The 16,818-nt window shown below is 47.6% G+C and carries 12 protein-coding genes; 2 read left to right on the forward strand and 10 right to left on the reverse strand.

Features of this window, described 5'->3' with window-relative positions:
* Nucleotides 1–92: 92 nt before the first annotated feature.
* The 6 genes from xdhC to AYW76_RS02675 form a co-directional block, all read right to left on the reverse strand.
* A complete protein-coding gene (gene xdhC / locus AYW76_RS02650) occupies nucleotides 93–935 on the reverse strand; it encodes a xanthine dehydrogenase accessory protein XdhC (RefSeq protein ID WP_067215415.1) in 843 nt (280 codons plus the stop codon).
* Entirely contained in the window at nucleotides 932–3,292 is a 2,361-nt protein-coding gene (gene xdhB, locus AYW76_RS02655) for a xanthine dehydrogenase molybdopterin binding subunit (protein WP_067215417.1), read from the reverse strand. The genes xdhC and xdhB overlap by 4 nt, the downstream gene beginning before the upstream one ends.
* Nucleotides 3,285–4,727, reverse strand: a complete 1,443-nt coding sequence (gene xdhA / locus AYW76_RS02660) for a xanthine dehydrogenase small subunit (RefSeq protein ID WP_067215420.1) — start codon at nucleotides 4,725–4,727, stop codon at nucleotides 3,285–3,287. The genes xdhB and xdhA overlap by 8 nt, the downstream gene beginning before the upstream one ends.
* A gap of 228 nt (nucleotides 4,728–4,955) precedes the next feature.
* On the reverse strand, nucleotides 4,956–5,444 hold the full coding sequence (locus AYW76_RS02665; RefSeq protein WP_067215423.1) for a DUF2059 domain-containing protein: 489 nt from the start codon (nucleotides 5,442–5,444) through the stop codon (nucleotides 4,956–4,958).
* Between the two features lie 66 nt (nucleotides 5,445–5,510).
* Complete coding sequence (locus tag AYW76_RS02670; RefSeq protein ID WP_067215426.1) at nucleotides 5,511–6,050, reverse strand: M23 family metallopeptidase; 540 nt, start codon at nucleotides 6,048–6,050, stop codon at nucleotides 5,511–5,513.
* 171 nt (nucleotides 6,051–6,221) lie between these two features.
* Nucleotides 6,222–6,905 (reverse strand): P-loop NTPase family protein, encoded by a 684-nt coding sequence (locus AYW76_RS02675; protein ID WP_067215429.1) that lies wholly within the window; start codon nucleotides 6,903–6,905, stop codon nucleotides 6,222–6,224.
* A gap of 362 nt (nucleotides 6,906–7,267) precedes the next feature.
* On the opposite strand from AYW76_RS02675, the gene AYW76_RS02680 reads away from it, so the two are divergent.
* Complete coding sequence (locus AYW76_RS02680; protein ID WP_067215431.1) at nucleotides 7,268–8,047, forward strand: SHOCT domain-containing protein; 780 nt, start codon at nucleotides 7,268–7,270, stop codon at nucleotides 8,045–8,047.
* Between the two features lie 42 nt (nucleotides 8,048–8,089).
* On the opposite strand, the gene AYW76_RS02685 is transcribed toward AYW76_RS02680, so the two are convergent.
* On the reverse strand, nucleotides 8,090–8,398 hold the full coding sequence (locus AYW76_RS02685) for a YrhK family protein (RefSeq protein WP_067215434.1): 309 nt from the start codon (nucleotides 8,396–8,398) through the stop codon (nucleotides 8,090–8,092).
* Nucleotides 8,399–8,585: 187 nt separating this feature from the next.
* On the opposite strand from AYW76_RS02685, the gene AYW76_RS02690 reads away from it, so the two are divergent.
* Nucleotides 8,586–8,765, forward strand: a complete 180-nt coding sequence (locus AYW76_RS02690) for a DUF6435 family protein (RefSeq protein WP_067215437.1) — start codon at nucleotides 8,586–8,588, stop codon at nucleotides 8,763–8,765.
* A gap of 83 nt (nucleotides 8,766–8,848) precedes the next feature.
* On the opposite strand, the gene AYW76_RS02695 is transcribed toward AYW76_RS02690, so the two are convergent.
* The 3 genes from AYW76_RS02695 to AYW76_RS02705 form a co-directional block, all read right to left on the reverse strand.
* A complete protein-coding gene (locus tag AYW76_RS02695; RefSeq protein WP_067215439.1) occupies nucleotides 8,849–10,270 on the reverse strand; it encodes an FAD-dependent oxidoreductase in 1,422 nt (473 codons plus the stop codon).
* Between the two features lie 87 nt (nucleotides 10,271–10,357).
* Nucleotides 10,358–14,809, reverse strand: coding sequence for a glutamate synthase large subunit (gene gltB / locus AYW76_RS02700; protein ID WP_067215442.1), 4,452 nt, complete (start codon nucleotides 14,807–14,809; stop codon nucleotides 10,358–10,360).
* 397 nt (nucleotides 14,810–15,206) lie between these two features.
* Nucleotides 15,207–16,799 (reverse strand): SPOR domain-containing protein, encoded by a 1,593-nt coding sequence (locus tag AYW76_RS02705; RefSeq protein WP_067215445.1) that lies wholly within the window; start codon nucleotides 16,797–16,799, stop codon nucleotides 15,207–15,209.
* Between the last annotated feature and the right edge of the window lie 19 nt (nucleotides 16,800–16,818).

The raw sequence follows: 16,818 nt of genomic DNA on the forward strand, positions 1-16,818 counted from the left end.
TCTATGTCATGAATTAATAAGCCTTATAATAACCACCACGCCCTGTCTATTTCCTGCAAGAAAGACGCAACCTAAGTGAAAGCCGACATAATCTATACTTCTTCTGTTTCTAAGGAGCGCTTAAGTTGCTGCCAATCAATGGCTTTTTGTACCAAAGAGGCTGGTTGTTCGGCCTGATAGAGAGCGATAAGCTGACCTGTGATAGAGACGGCAACTTCCATCGGACGTTTGCCAGGCACTTGTTCAAGACCCACTGGGCAGGTCATCTTGTCGATGGCAGCCCCATCAAATTGACGATGCGATAGACGCTGACGAAAACGCAACGCTTTCGTGTCAGATCCGATCACCCCCAAAAAACCTAAGTCACCGCGTCTTAACGCGGCTTCAGTCAATTCATAGTCCAGTTGATGATTATGCGTCAGCACCAGCATGTAGCTGCCTGCGGTGGCGCGTTTTAGTTCTCCAACAGGGTCATCGGTAAGACATCGCTCAACATTACTCGGAATGTACTCTGGAAACTGTTCTTCACGGCTGTCCACCCAATGCACACGCAAAGGCAGCTCGGCTAATAGTGGCACCATCGCTTTGGATACGTGGCCAGCGCCAAATACCCAAACATCTTTACCACGCTCAGCAAAGTGCTCGAATAACACCGTCACTTTTCCACCACAGCATTGGCCCAATGTGGCCCCAAGCGGGTACTCTTCGATATGCTGACAATCCTGTTGTGTCAATAATAGCTCTCGGGCTTTGGCAATCGATTTATACTCTAGGTGCCCGCCGCCGATAGTGTCATCACTGTGCTCAGCGGTGACCACCATTTTGCTACCTGTTTCTCTAGGGGATGATCCACGCGTGCCAATAACCGTGACGAGTACATACGCTTCTCCGGTACGCTGAAGCGTTGCAACAACGTCCGTCCAAGACTTCATCATAAGGCGCTCTCTTTTATCTCTTGCGCCTGCTGGCGTGTTGCTTCAATGGCATTAAGCACTCGCTCTGGCGTTGCTGGGGTGTCTAATGGTGGGCTGATGGCGTAGTCCGACAGTGAGGATATCGCATCGCGCAAAGCCGACCAAACCGAAATCGCTAACATAAACGGCGGCTCACCTACGGCCTTAGAGTGATAGACCGTTTCTTCATCGTTGTCTCGCTCAAACAACGCTACATTAAAACGCTCTGGCGTATCACTGATAGCGGGGATTTTATACGTGGCTGGGCCATTGCTGATCAACGCGCCCTGATGGTTCCATTTCAACTCTTCCGTTGTTAGCCAGCCCATGCCTTGAATAAAACCGCCTTCAATCTGGCCTAGGTCGACTGCGGGATTTAAGCTGCGTCCTACATCGTGCAAGATGTCCACGCCTATGACGCGATACTCGCCTGTCAAGGTATCGACGACAACCTCCGAGACCGCGGCGCCGTTGGCAAAATAGAAAAATGGACGACCTTTCGCGTTGTCTCGGTCATACCAAATTTTTGGGGTTTTGTAGTATCCCGTTGCTGAGAGGGAAACCCGGTTTTCATAGGCAAATAATGCCGCATCGGTAAAGCTCATGGATTCGCTTTGGTCACCCCAATACACGCGACCGTCAGCAAAGTACACCGTATCGAGGTCACACTGTTTATGCTCCGCAACACATTCACAGATACGTTGTTTTAAGGTTAAAGCTGCATTTTTAGCAGCTTGTCCATTTAGATCGGTGCCACTGGATGCGGCTGTAGGGGACGTATTGGGGACTTTGTCCGTCCGCGTCGCAGTAATGTGAATCTCGTTTGCATCGATGGCTAGCGCTTCGGCAACGATCTGAATAATCTTGGTATGCAGGCCTTGGCCCATTTCAGTACCACCATGATTCACTTGAATACTGCCATCGGTGTAAATATGAATCAGGGCGCCCGCTTGATTGAGATGCTGTAAGGTAAAAGAAATCCCGAATTTCACTGGCGTCAATGCCAAACCGCGTTTCAGAATCCGGCTGTTTTTATTCCATTCATTGATGTCTGATCGACGCGCACGATAATCACTGCTGAGCTCTAATTGTTCAATCAACTCGTTGAGCACATTGTGCTCAACGAGTTGATGATACGGCGTCGTATCACGGCCGGCATCACCGTATAAATTGAGCTTACGTACATCAAGCGGATCTTTGCCTACAGCGCGAGCGATATCGTCCATCGCTCGCTCGATGATCATCATCCCTTGTGGGCCACCAAAACCACGAAAAGCGGTGTGTGAGACGGTGTTAGTCATACAGCGATGACCCGCAATGCTGACATTGGCTAAGTAATACGCGTTGTCAGCGTGGAACATCGCGCGATCCACAATCGCGTCTGATAAGTCAGCAGAATGGCCACAGTTTCCGGCTACCATAATGTCCGCTGCTTGAATTAAGCCATCTTTATCAAAGCCAATATCATAGGTGTTATAAAACGGGTGGCGCTTACCCGTCATGGTCATGTCGTCTGTTCGAGGCAATCGTAGCTTTACTGGGCGTTTGGTTTTACTTACCAGCACCGCCGCCATACACGCCCACGCCGCCGCTTGGCTTTCTTTGCCGCCAAACCCGCCGCCCATACGGCGCATATCAACGGTAATACGGTTAGCTGGCACACCGAGCACTTCTGCGACCAACTTTTGCACTTCACTCGGATGTTGAGTCGAGCTGTACACCAACATACCGCCGTCTTCCGCCGGTATCACCAATGCTACTTGTCCCTCTAAATAAAAATGTTCTTGCCCGCCCACATGCTGTTCAGCCTTTAGACGCTTTGGCGCATTATCTAATGCGGTTTTCGCATCGCCATGAGTCATAAAGTGAGAAGGTCGAACAAACTGCTGAGTGTTTAAGGCTTCAACCACATCCAGCGTCGGTGTTTGCTCGGCAAACTCAATCTTGGCCTGCTTGACCGCGCGTCGCGCCTGCAACTCACTTTGCGCTACCACTGCAAAGATTGGCTGGCCTTGGTATTTGATTTCATCCGATGTCAGGATCGGATCTCCCCCAAATACTGCGCCAATGTCGGTATGCCCCGGAATATCCTCCAGCTGCAAGACATCCACCACTCCTTCGGCTTGACGGACAGACGACAAGTCCAAGGAGGTAATTCGACCTTTTGCGATTGGGCTGTAGCCAACCGCGCCAAAAAGAGTGCCGCGCGGCTCAAGCATGTCATCGACATAAATCGCTTCTCCAGACACATGCTTAGTCGCGCTTTCATGCTTTCGAGCCACGCCAGTCGCACTGCTTGTTTGAATAGCAGTGTTACCGCTGGCTTTTAGATTACGCATATTGCACCACCTCCAACGCTTCGTGCGTCGGGTTATCTTGTTCGAGTACCGCGCGCAGGAGAAGATTCTGTGCCACTTTTAGACGGTACGCACCACTCGCGCGTACGTCATCAATTGGGCTGAAATCTTCCGCCAACGCTTTTTGCGCCGCCAAAATGCCTTGTTCGGTAAATGACTGACCGATGAGCGCTTGCTCTGCTTTCAATGCTCGCGCTGGTGTGGCCGCCATGCCGCCAAAGCCAAGGCGTACGTCGTTCACTTTCCCGTCCTTTAATGCAATCGAAAACGCCGCGCAGACCGCAGAGATATCATCGTCTAAACGCTTAGAAATTTTATACACATAAAGCTGACATTCGGGCTGTAACGGAATTTCAATCGACTCAATAAAACCTGACGCGGGCAGCTTTGTTTGACGGTAGCCAGTAAAGAAGGTGTTGATCGGGAACGTTTCACGTCCATTTGGACTACGCACGTGTATCGTTGCATCCAATGCTAACAATACAGGCGGCGTATCCCCTATAGGCGAAGCATTGGCCACATTGCCGCCTAACGTGCCTTGATTACGGACTTGTAACGATCCGAGGCGCTCGAGCATATCGGCAAAGCTGATAAAGTATTTATGTAATGAGGATTGCATCGCGCTGTAAGTAACCGCTGCACCAATCTTAAGGGTACTGGCGCTTTCTTCAATCTGCATGAGTTCTTGTACTCGTCCAGAATAAATAAGGGTTTCAGGCTGCTGTAGTTGCTGGGTAATGCTCAATGATAAGTCGGTACCGCCTGCAACCAGTTTCGCATCCGGAAATCGCTGTAGCTGTGCTAACAATTCGTCGTCGTTTGTAGGAATCAAAAAACGGCGTGTACCATGCTCAATAAAGCCACTTGGGTGTTGCTTTAGAATGCCTGTCAGGCGCAAATAAGTAGACGCTTCGCTCTTAGTAAAAATATCTGAAGCGCCTTTACCCGCTAGGCTAAGCGCTGCATCTATAATTGGCCTATACCCAGTACAACGACAAAGGTTACCTGCTAAGGCGTTTTCCACATCTGCACGGGTCGGCTGGTCACAGTTTTTGTATAACGCAAACAGTGACATGATAAAGCCTGGCGTACAAAAACCACACTGGGAGCCATGCAAGTCGACCATGGCTTGCTGCACCGGATGTAAAGCCCCCTGCTCTTTCAAGTGCTCAACCGTCAGCAATTGTTTGCCGTGCAAGCTGCCCAGCAAAGTAATGCAGCTGTTGACCGTTTGATAGCGCAGCTGACCATTCGTTGCTTCCGCCAGCACAACAGTACACGCACCACAATCCCCAGACGCACAGCCTTCTTTCGTGCCGCGTTGTTCTACTTTGGTGCGTAGATACTCTAGTACTGTTGTATCCGGTGCACAGTTCTCTTCGTTTATGTCCTGATCATTCAGCAAAAAACGGATCATAGTTTCCGCAACTCCTCATCCGGCGAGCTCAATAAGCCGAGGCTCACTATAGTAACCCATTATTTTTTATTAAGTTCTTTACAAGAAAAGTCATGATTGCGCCTCTAGTTTAATGAGTGAGGCAATCAAGTGTATATCTCTAATGTAGCAGGATTCCTGCCAAAACTAACCAATCGGTTAGTTTTGGCAGGAAATCATTGGAAGGGAGTCACAGAAGTGTCGAGCAGATTAGGGTTGAGACTCAACATTTTCTTCATAAAATACGCGAATCTTTTCTTCAAGTAGGTGCTGTTTCTTCTGGCCTTCTTGCATCCCCAGCTGTGCTCCTAACTGCGTCAGATGAGGCAAGCTGTCTAATACTTTTTGTCCTGTCGGAGTTTCATAAAAAGCGATCATTTTTTGCATTTCAGCTTCAGTGAAAACCTTATCGTACTCTAATGATATTTTGTTTATTAAGCTTTCTTGATCAAAATCGTTTTTAAACCAGTCGCGATAAATGCCTTTTAATGTATGCTCTTGCTCAGGCGTTAATTGCCATTGATCTGATAAGGCATCGATCATTGGTAACATTGCATCAAAGCCTGATGACATGGAGTCCTGCATGCGCATGACGCTCATCAATTCATTAACGGTAGGACTTGGAGCGTTTTCTTGTGCATACATCACCGAACTGCTTAACCCTATCCATAAAGCGGTCGTCCAAATGCGTTTTTTCATTCCCTAAGTCCTTGTAATCAGTCGTTTAGATCGCGGTATCATCATAAAAAATGACAACCATTTTCATTAATTTACTATGACTGGCTCAAGGTATTCAATAGGGTTTAACCAATAGGCTTTTTGTTCGCCAAGGGTGGAATCATCAATCCGCGAGTCATCGGCAATCATGCTACGTATACCGTAATGTAAATGCGGCGGTTTGCCTTTCGCGTTACCGCTACTGCCAACCGTACCTATTTGTGTACCAGCTTCGATATACCAGCCCAGATCTTCTGCAATAGAATCTAGGTGGGCGTAATAATGCAAACGCCAGTTGGGCCCTAATGCCCAAATATTCTTGCCACCACGAGGGCTATCATTTTCAGAGATAATAATATGATGGGTAGCCGCAACCACAGGTGTGCCACGTTCAGCGAAAATATCCATGCCTTTATGTACCAAAGAAGCCCCCCATGGTTCATACCAAAACGTTTCAGGGTGCCAATCTCTAGCGGTTGCCCCGACGACAGGCATGACTTTGGGTTCAGACCAATTTTGATTGGCGTGCCAAATACCACCAGCGGCACTGGCAAGCAAGACGCCACCGATAAGTAATGTCTTCTTCATATTGGCGCAACTCCTCCATTAAGCTGTGTATTAACCATCGCAAGAGAGCTCAAGGTTCTCAAGTCGAAATAAAGAAGAACTGTGGTCTTACTTTGAAAGCGTTCACTCAGAGCACGACAACATACGACTTTGTTGGTGCTCTAAGTAGTATTAAAAAGTTGATCGAAGCGATTACTCTAGAAATGCTAGCTGATCGTAAGCGTTACGTAGCCATACTTTCATGCGTTGACGTTCTGCAATGTTCATCAAACTGCGATTGTTAGCCACCGACCAAAAGCTACTGTTGTTAAAGTCGATTTTCTGCGTCAACTTACTTTGCAGCTTAGGTAACTCAATAATAAAGGCTTCACGAGCTTCGGCTTTTTTGTACGTTTCTGACTTTTGAAAACGCGAGAAGTCAGTACCACGCCCTAGGTTCTGTACCACAATGAATTCAAGTTCAGGTTGCTGATAACGCTCTAACAAACGATCCAGCAGCACGACTGAATCTGCACCGTCATCCATCACGTGCCATAAGCACACTTGGTAATCCATTTCATCGAGTAGACCAAACACATCGGTTTCGTCAATCCATTCCCCTAACGGTTTAGCGGCTTGTGCCGCCAAATCAATGATTAAGTCTTTATCAGGATTTTCTTCCATCGCTTCGAGTAAACCGTCAAGACTGTCTTCTTCGCCAATCACAACGGTTGAGGCAAAGTCATTGTAAAAGCGTGAAAAAGTGCCATGCGAGGCATCGCAATCAAACCCTAAAAAAGGCAGTTCGTGATCAATGTAATATTGCGCCAATAATCGCGCTGTCATTGATTTCCCCACACCACCTTTTTCGCCACCCACAAAGTGTACCTTACCCATGTTTCGCTCCCTGTTTAAACGGTCTTTTCACGCACTATAAGCACGCTTTCATGACGGGGGAATGACCCCCAGTGAATTAACAGTACAGGCAAGTTCTTGAAATAGGAATCCACAAGCCGCGCTTACAGCGCAGTTTACTCACAGCAAAACCCATTTTTAGTAAATAGTGGAAGTTTAAAAACTAAAACAGCCAACATTGATCAAATAATCAACACCTGAAGTAGCCAATGTGTCACAATGCATCACTATCATCCCCATTAAGATTGTGACATTACCCAGCCACAACTCACCCACGCCATCTTTCTCAGTGCGAATGCTTATAAGCATTCTATCAAGGACAGACGCAACCGTAGGATACAATCATGCAACAACTCACTACCGCCGGACAACAGCTCGTCAACGATGTTTCTAACCGCTACGGACTGAGTCAAGACGCTGTCGTACACATGTTGGTCGCTGTCAATAATGGCTCAGGCAGCATGGCTCAGTTTAACTGCCCAGAGCTGGGCGGTTCCGGTCAATGGATGCGTGGCGGCATGACCATGGTTGGCGATATGTTCAACTATGGTCTAAAAAACACTGTCGACAACCTGTGCAATGAATTAGCAAACGCACTGGTCAATACGACTGTCTTTCCAGTTATTCCAGCCGGTACGCCAGGTAGCAGTCAGTGGTGGCCAGCTAATCTAGGACAACCATTCAGCAGTGGCGCTCAAAACAACCTTCGTTACGCGGTGTTCCCTAACCGATTAGCCGTTGAAATGAACGGTGCAGTAACGGTTTACGACACCTTGAACCACAACATTGGTGGTGTCAGCCAACAACAAGGCGGTAATCAATCACTGACGTTTAGTAGCCAGTTCGGTAGCGTATCGGTAGACAGCTTGCCAGTGGTCTCAGGTAATGGCTCACAGCCGTCCAAACCCGCACCACAAACTAACTTTGCGCAGCCAAGCCAACAGCCTGCGTTTAACGCTCAGCCTGACTACAATACTTCGCAGCCAGTGAATAACCCCCAAACTTCGGCTAGCAGTGACGAAATCTTTGCTTTACTCGAAAAACTGGGTGGGTTGTTCGAAGCAGGCGTACTAACGCAAGATGAATTCAATGCTAAGAAGTCGGAATTACTAAACCGTATTTAATCTAGCCACATGGCATTTGCAGGAATCCCGCCTGCAAATGCCTCATCTATTGCTAACTTTCTTCTCTTCGCGACGACGTTTTAATTGTGGATGTATTTGCCCTACATGTACAAAGCCCACTAACTTAATAATTGGCTTGACCATCAGCTGAGCACTGCCAACGATAAACAGCCATGTACCGCTATACGTCAAAGACTCACTCAAAAAAAAGAAACTGCCAATTAAAAACCATATTGCAATAAGCAGGTCATTGATTGCACCCGCCACATCATAGCGCCGCTGTACCACAATATGATCACTACCGATTTCCACTTCTAACGAATGCTCTTGTTCCTTGGTATTAAGTTGCACAGCTTGTTCCTTATATTTAAAACGCTTTGACCTTAGCCTAACAAAACGGGTGGGGGCACATCGAGCAGGGATTGATTTAATTAAAGGGAAAAAGTGAGGAGCCCATGTTTAGAATGCAAAATGGGGTCATCGGCTTTCAACTCTCATGCGTATGCATTAGCACATCCCTAAAAATACGAGCTCATATATGTTTGGTTTATTCAAATCTGATCCATTGAAAGTGCTACAGAAGCAATACTCTGCAAAACTGGAAGAAGGGCTTCAGGCTCAGCGTAATGGCGATATTCGAGGTTACGCTATGATCACCGAAGAGGCAGAAGCGTTATACAAAGAAATCCAGAAGCTCGAAGCAGAACGGAAGAAATAAATTGTATGGGTAAAAAAAAGCCTCTATCCGAAGATAGAGGCTTAGATGAGACATCACTTATTAGTGAGTCACATGACGAACAGTTAAACTTTTAAGAAATCCATAATGCCTTCCGCTGCTTTACGGCCTTCGTCGATGGCCGTCACAACAAGGTCGGAACCACGAACCATATCACCACCGGCGAAGATTTTTTCGTTGGTTGTTTGGAACATGTACTGACCCTTGTTGGGTGCAAGAACGCGACCACTTGCATCTGTTTCGATGCCGAACTTTTCAAACCAAGGTGCGGGGCTAGGTTGGAAACCAAACGCGACCAATACCACGTCAGCAGGAATGATTTGCTCACTGCCTTCGATGATCTCAGGACGGCGGCGACCATTTTCATCAGGCTCGCCCAGCTGTGTTTCCGCAACTTTGATACCTTCTACTTTGCCGTCACCTACGATTTCGATTGGCTGACGGTTAAATAGGAACTGCACACCCTCTTCACGAGCGTTTTGCACTTCTTTACGAGAACCTGGCATGTTCGCCTCATCACGACGATACGCACACGATACGGTCTTAGCACCTTGGCGAATCGATGTGCGGTTACAGTCCATCGCCGTATCACCACCACCTAACACCACAACTTGTTTGCCTTTCATGCTAACAAAGTCATCTTCGCTTTCTTCAAAGCCTAAGCAATGGTTCACGTTCGAAATTAGGAAATCTAGAGCGTCGTGCACACCAGGTAAGTCTTCACCCGGGAAGCCACCTTTCATGTACTTGTACGTGCCCATACCGAGGAATACGGCATCATACTCTTCTAGCAGATGCTCAAACGGTACGTCGTCACCTACGCTTGTGCCAAGCACAAACTCAACGCCCATTTCTTCGAATACTTCACGACGGCGTGTCATGACAGACTTTTCAAGTTTGAACTCTGGGATACCAAACGTTAATAGACCGCCGATCTCAGGGTTTTTATCAAATACCACTGGCTTAACACCGTTACGCACAAGGATATCTGCACACGCCAGGCCAGCAGGGCCGGCCCCTACAATGGCAACCGTTTTATCAACCGGTACCACATTGGACATGTCCGGACGCCAGCCTAATGCAAACGCCGTATCAGTAATGTATTTTTCGACAGAACCGATTGTTACCGCACCGAAGCCACCTTCACCCAGTGTACAAGCCCCTTCACATAAGCGGTCTTGTGGGCACACGCGACCACATACTTCCGGCAGTGAGTTGGTCTGATGACTCAACTCCGCGGCTTCTAAAATGTTACCTTCCGATACCAGTTTCAACCAGTTTGGAATGTAGTTGTGTACTGGACACTTCCACTCACAGTATGGGTTACCGCATTCAAGACAACGGTGAGACTGATGCTTCGCATTCGTTTCTTCGAATGGACGGTAAATTTCCACGAACTGAGACTTACGTGTCAGCAGTGGTTTTTTCTTTGGATCTTTACGATCTACTTCAAGAAATTGAAATACGTTGTTCAAGCGCTCAGACATAAGCTGCTATCTCCTGTGGCCGCGCTCGGCGCGGCACTCTTTCAAATGGGTCAAACTGGGTTAGAGCCTTCTCTAAAACCAAGTCGCTTATTCTGGACGCTGACGAGTATTTGCCAATAGCTGTCCAAGGCTGGCCGCTTTTGGCTTCACTAACCAGAACTTACCGATGTAATCGTAGAAGTTTTCTAGGATTTCACGGCCCCACTCGCTATCAGTTTCACGAACATACTCTTCGATCACACTGCGTAGGTGTGAACGGTATTCTTCCGTAATTTCAGTGCCTACGCGCTGAATCTCAACTAACTCATGGTTGTACTTGTCTACGAAAGTACGGTCTAAATCCAACACGTAAGCGAAGCCACCGGTCATACCGGCACCGAAGTTGTAACCCGTGTTACCCAGTACCGTAATCAGACCGCCGGTCATGTATTCACAACAGTGATCGCCTGCGCCTTCAATAACCGCATGACAGCCAGAGTTACGTACACCAAAGCGCTCGCCCGCCGTGCCCGCCGCGAATAATTTACCGCCCGTTGCACCGTACAGACAGGTGTTACCAATGATCGCAGAGTCTTTTGAGTCAAACTCAGAACCTTTAGGTGGACGCACAACCAACTTACCAGCGGTCATCCCTTTACCAACGTAATCGTTCGCATCACCTTCTAAGTACATGTGAAGACCACCGACGTTCCACACACCGAACGACTGACCTGCAGTCCCGGTCAACTTCAACGTCAACGGGTTATCAACCATGCCTTGGTTACCGTATCGTTTAGCAATTTCGCCTGACAAACGCGCACCAATCGAACGGTCTTGGTTCGTTACGTTAAACGTAAACTCACCACCCTCTTTCTCTTCTACTGCAGGTTGAACCGTTGCCCACATTTTCTCAGCCAGTAGGCCTTTATCATGCGGCGGGTTAAACGGCACTTGGCAGTACTGCGGCTTATCCGCAGGGATCGCGTCATTATTCAGAATTGGCGACAAATCTAAGTTAGCTTGTTTCTCTGTTTCACCAGGAAGCAGTTTTAACAAATCTGTACGGCCAATCAGATCGGCCATCGTGGTCACACCCAGCTTCGCCATCCACTGACGCGTGTCTTCAGCCATAAAGCGGAAGAAATTCTTAATCATTTCCACGGTACCGATGAAGTACTCTTCTCGCAGTTTTTCGTCCTGCGTTGCAACACCCGTCGCACAGTTGTTTAGATGACAGATACGCAAGAACTTACAGCCCATTGCCACCATTGGCGTGGTACCAAAACCGAAGCTTTCTGCACCTAGGATTGCTGCTTTAACAACGTCTAGGCCAGTTTTTAGACCACCGTCTGTTTGTAGACGAATCTTGCCACGAAGATCATTTGAGCGAAGCGCTTGTTGCGCTTCGGCCAAGCCAAGCTCCCAAGGAGAGCCAGCATGACGAATAGAGGTAATTGGCGAAGCCGCTGTACCACCATCGTAACCAGAGATGGTAATCAAGTCCGCGTAGGCTTTCGCAACACCCGCTGCAATCGTACCAACACCCGGTTCAGAAACCAGTTTCACTGACACTAAGGCTTCTGGGTTCACTTGTTTCAAGTCGAAAATTAGCTGTGCTAAATCTTCAATCGAATAGATGTCGTGGTGCGGCGGTGGTGAAATCAGAGTCACGCCCGGAACCGCATAACGTAGACGAGCAATTAAGCCGTTCACTTTGCCGCCAGGTAGCTGACCACCTTCACCCGGTTTCGCACCTTGTGCCACTTTAATTTGCAGCACTTCCGCATTGACCAAATATTCTGCTGTCACACCAAAACGGCCAGAGGCGATTTGTTTGATTTTAGAGCGACGCTCTGTACCGTGACGCGCAGGGTCTTCACCACCCTCACCAGAGTTTGAGCGACAGCCCAATTCGTTCATCGCTTGTGCTAACGCTTCGTGTGCTTCTGGTGACAAAGCCCCCAGAGACATACCCGCAGAGTCGAAACGCGGCAGAATGCTTTCAATCGATTCAACTTTGTCTAGGCCAACCGTTTTAATATCATCTTTCAATGCAAACAGGTCACGCAGCATAGACGCTGGGCGGCTGTTTACAAGTTCAGCGTACTTGCTGAAGTCTTCAAACTTACCGCTGGTAACCGATGCTTGTAGATTACGAACCACTTCAGGGTTAAACGCATGGTACTCAGAACCATGTACGTATTTAAGATAACCGCCTTGGTTAATTGGCTTACGTGCTTTCCAAGCGTTGTCAGCAATAAGCTTCTGCTCACGCTGAAAATCGGCAAACGTAGAACCTTGAATTCGACTTGGTACGCCTTTAAAGCACAGATCAACGACTTTGCTATCTAAACCAACCGCTTCGAACAACTGTGCTCCACGGTAAGAAGCAACGGTCGAGATCCCCATCTTAGACATAATCTTCATCAGGCCTTTATTAATACCTTTACGGTATTTCTGATGGCACATGATTGGATCGCCCAATACTTCACCTTTATCGATCATGTCATTGATCAAACGGTAAGATAAGTAGGGGTAAACCGCTGTAGCACCAAAGCCTAGCAATACCGCAAATTGATGAGGATCACGGGCAAACCCCGTATCCGCAATGATGTTTGAATCACAGCGTAGACCCACTTCGACTAAGTGGTGATGCACCGCACCAACCGCCATCGGCGCGGGTACTGGCAAGTGGCCCTTTTCAATTTCTCGGTCGGTCAAGACAACAATTACCGCACCGTTACGCACCACTTCTTCCGCACTCATTTGTAGGTTACGGATCGCTTGCTCTAGACCGATTTCTTCTGGATTGTACGTTGTATTCAAACGCACCAAACGGAAGCGATGATCATCCATTGCCAACAGACGGCTGTACTTACGTGCCGACAATACTGGCGACGATAAAATAATACGGTTCGCGTGTTTTGGCGTCTCTTCGAACAAGTTACGTTCCACACCGATCAATGTCTCAAGCGACATAACAACAGACTCACGTAGTGGGTCGATGGGTGGGTTGGTCACCTGGGCGAACTTCTGGCGGAAGTAATCTGTCACTGGACGCGTTTGGCTAGACATGACGGCCATCGGCGTGTCATCCCCCATAGAGCCAACGGCTTCGTGACCACTTTCCGCTAGCGGACGGAAGATTTGATCGCGCTCTTCAAAAGAAATCTGGAACATCTTTTGATACGTTGACATTTGCTCACGAGTAAATGGAACGAACTCCATTGAATGCTCTTGCAGCAACGCTTCGATACGCAAACCTTCTTGCTTCAACCATTTTTTGTATGGGTGAGCGGCCTTTAGCTTATTATCGATATCATCTGTATGCAGTACTTGGCCTGTCTGAGTATCGACTACCAACATCTTACCTGGACCCACACGGCCTTTTGATACAACGTCTTCAGGCTTGTAGTTATAAGTACCGATTTCAGAAGCAAGCGTGATGTAACCATTCTTCGTCACAACCCAACGAGCTGGACGCAAACCGTTACGGTCAAGCATACAAATCGCATGACGACCATCGGTCATTACAAGGCCAGCAGGACCATCCCATGGCTCCATGTGCATCGAGTTGTACTCGTAGAACGCACGCAGTTCTGGATCCATGTTTTCAACGTTTTGCCATGCTGGTGGAATGATCATACGAGCGGCACGGAAAATATCCATGCCACCGGTCACTAGCAGCTCTAACATATTGTCCATAGAAGACGAGTCAGAACCAGTGAGGTTAACAACAGGCGTTAATTCTTGTATTTCCGGTAACAATGGCGAACGCAGTTTGTTACCACGTGCAATCGCCCAATTACGGTTACCTTCGATAGTGTTGATCTCGCCATTGTGCGCCAACATGCGGAATGGCTGAGCAAGCGGCCATTTCGGCAGTGTATTAGTTGAAAAGCGTTGGTGGAAAACACAGATGGCCGTTTTAAGTTTTTCGTTACCTAGGTCTTTATAAAACGTTGGCAAGTCAACGGGCATCATCAAGCCCTTGTATGCCAATACTTTGTCAGACAATGAACAGATGTAGAAGTTTTCATAGTGCGCAAGCTCGATCTCACAGCGACGGCGCGCAACAAAAAGGCGTGTCGCAAACGTGCGCGCATCCAAACGGTTGCTGTCTACAAACACTTGTTCGATACGAGGCAAGCAATCTAATGCGATAGTACCTAAGCATGAAGGATCCACTGGCACGTCACGCCAGCCCACTACATTCAACCCTTCGGTTTCTAGTGCTTTGGTTAATGAATCACGTTGTTCATGCGCCAGCGCTTCGTCTTGGTCCATAAAGACCATGCCGACACCGTACAAATCCGAAAAGACGTGATTGAAAAGTGATTGTGCTTCTTCGCGAAGAAACGCATCGGGTTTTTGAATCAACAGACCACAGCCATCACCAGTTTTGCCGTCCGCAGCGATACCGCCACGGTGTGTCATACTGGTTAAAGATTCGATGGCGGTCTTGAGAAGGTCGTGACTAGACGTGCCTTCCATGTGAGCGATTAGGCCAAACCCACAGTTGTCTTTGAACTCGCCAGGACGATAAAGACCTGCATTCATACACCAACTCCCACAGTTAAATATAGAAAACTTTCATTCGATAATTTCAAATACAGTTAGGTAGACAAGCATCAGAAGTGCTTGTGAAATGGTTGTTATAGACTCACCTAACCATTTAAACGTGGAATCATACTACTCCGCGATGGGGGGGCACTCAAATCGACCAGATCATTATTTAGACAGGAAACACAGCAAACCATGCTTAGATGAAAACCATTCTCATGGTAAAGGAGAATTATCTATGGCTTGCTGATAACGGGGCAGAAAAATCCACTGGCTTTGAGGGTTATTCAGTCAAATATGGTTTTTTTTACTTTTTTCACATTTTCTTGCGAAAAACTAGACGAAAAAACCATTATTTTGGGTATTTTTAACCTTTAACGACCATATTTTTTACTTATTGCGCGCCAGCTTTCCGAATATCCTGCTGTATACCACGCACACTGCGAGCCCAAGGATTCAAGCTACGCAGCCCATTCGGCAGATTCTCTACCGCAGCAATGGCTTCACTGCGATTACGATACTCGCCGTACACCACCACAAACCAAGCTCGGCCATTATGCAGCGACTCAAAATAACTAAACGCGCCCAAACTGCCTTGATCGCGAATAAAATCCTGCACCGTGTCTTTATTGTGAGTTCCCAGTAATTGTAGGGTATAACGATTGGGGTTTCGTTCTAACCACTCTTTTGTCTTATCAAATGGATCCGCGCTGGTTGCTTGCTGTAACGGTATAGACTCTGGTTCAGGCTCCACTTTAGACGCCTCTGTTTGCAAAATAGGCGTTGATAGCTGTGGCTCTGTTTGATTGGCAGGTTCTGGTGATGCTAAACGAATCGGAGCGGTGGCGATATTAGACGTCGGCGTAGAGGTATTGTTGGATTGATTAGCGTTTTTAACTTGATTCGGTTGTAACGCTTCAGCAGGAACCGGTGGTAATGACACAGGAGACTCTTGGCCAATTTGGCGCTGCATCGCTTCAATTCGGGCAATGGTTTCTGAACTGGCTTGACGCGGAGCATTTTGTGCAATCGGCGCAATGCTGGTGGTGTTCGTAACCGGCGTATCGTCGTCTCCATCACTAAAGATCACCGCGATTAGAATACCCAACATAATAATAGACATTAAAGCCATATGGACAATCGGAAAACCAAACGACCACCCACCTTTAAACTTAAAGCCTGCGCGCTTTTCTTTGCCCAATGATTGCGCTGCAGTGGCATCGCCCATCATTGCTAAAGCGGCTTTATTGATGCCGCCAGGTTGACCTTCTGACTGCTGGAATATCTTTTTAACCTGTTTATCACTGAATGGCAGGTTGATACCGCCACCAATTGCACGAACACGGTGCAGCATATAAGCACGTGTTTGCTCCAGCGAAAATGGCTCTAATTTCAGCTCATGACTAAGTTGCTCGTAACGACTCTTTTGATAGGCGTCTAAATTACGACTTAAGGAGTGTTCTGTGAACAATGCTACGTGAGGGACTTCTTGAGATTCTGTCGCCAATGACATCATGTCCATCAACATTGTCACAGCATCCGTGTTTAGCTCGTGGGCATTATCAATCAAGATAATGGCCTTTTGTCCTTTGACTTCCGTTTCATGTGCAAACTTCAACAGCGGACCAAACGACGTACCAGCATTACTGCTGTCTAACACATCCGCATAGTCTGCATAAATGGCTTGCAACAATTGACCGGCGGTCATCAACATCGATGCTTTCACATGGCTAATCACAGCCGTGTCATTCTGCAGTCGAATAAACTCCTGTAAAAAGCGCGTCTTACCACTGCCACTGGCACCGCGTATTACTGACAACAAGTTGGAATATCGACTTAGATGCTCCAGCATACCTAATTGCTGGTTACGCTCTTCGCTAGAAAAGAAGACTTGAGTGTCATTTGAGCCAAACGGATTCCTCAGCATCACTTTAGGTTGCTGATCTAAGGCTTCCTCCAGATTAAACTGAAAGTTTGGCTCCGCCATAGGTGTCCTCAAGTCTTAG

Source organism: Marinomonas gallaica, from assembly GCF_001639745.1.
Classification (GTDB): Bacteria; Pseudomonadota; Gammaproteobacteria; order Pseudomonadales; family Marinomonadaceae; genus Marinomonas; species Marinomonas gallaica.

Excerpts from the sequence above, each read along its gene's own strand:
- xdhC (WP_067215415.1), bottom strand. The coding sequence starts at position 935 with ATGATGAAGTCTTGGACGGACGTTGTTGCAACGCTTCAGCGTACCGGA.
- xdhB (WP_067215417.1), bottom strand. The coding sequence starts at position 3,292 with ATGCGTAATCTAAAAGCCAGCGGTAACACTGCTATTCAAACAAGCAGT.
- xdhA (WP_067215420.1), bottom strand. The coding sequence starts at position 4,727 with ATGATCCGTTTTTTGCTGAATGATCAGGACATAAACGAAGAGAACTGT.
- AYW76_RS02665 (WP_067215423.1), bottom strand. The coding sequence starts at position 5,444 with ATGAAAAAACGCATTTGGACGACCGCTTTATGGATAGGGTTAAGCAGT.
- AYW76_RS02670 (WP_067215426.1), bottom strand. The coding sequence starts at position 6,050 with ATGAAGAAGACATTACTTATCGGTGGCGTCTTGCTTGCCAGTGCCGCT.
- AYW76_RS02675 (WP_067215429.1), bottom strand. The coding sequence starts at position 6,905 with ATGGGTAAGGTACACTTTGTGGGTGGCGAAAAAGGTGGTGTGGGGAAA.
- AYW76_RS02680 (WP_067215431.1), top strand. The coding sequence starts at position 7,268 with ATGCAACAACTCACTACCGCCGGACAACAGCTCGTCAACGATGTTTCT.
- AYW76_RS02690 (WP_067215437.1), top strand. The coding sequence starts at position 8,586 with ATGTTTGGTTTATTCAAATCTGATCCATTGAAAGTGCTACAGAAGCAA.
- AYW76_RS02695 (WP_067215439.1), bottom strand. The coding sequence starts at position 10,270 with ATGTCTGAGCGCTTGAACAACGTATTTCAATTTCTTGAAGTAGATCGT.
- gltB (WP_067215442.1), bottom strand. The coding sequence starts at position 14,809 with ATGAATGCAGGTCTTTATCGTCCTGGCGAGTTCAAAGACAACTGTGGG.
- AYW76_RS02705 (WP_067215445.1), bottom strand. The coding sequence starts at position 16,799 with ATGGCGGAGCCAAACTTTCAGTTTAATCTGGAGGAAGCCTTAGATCAG.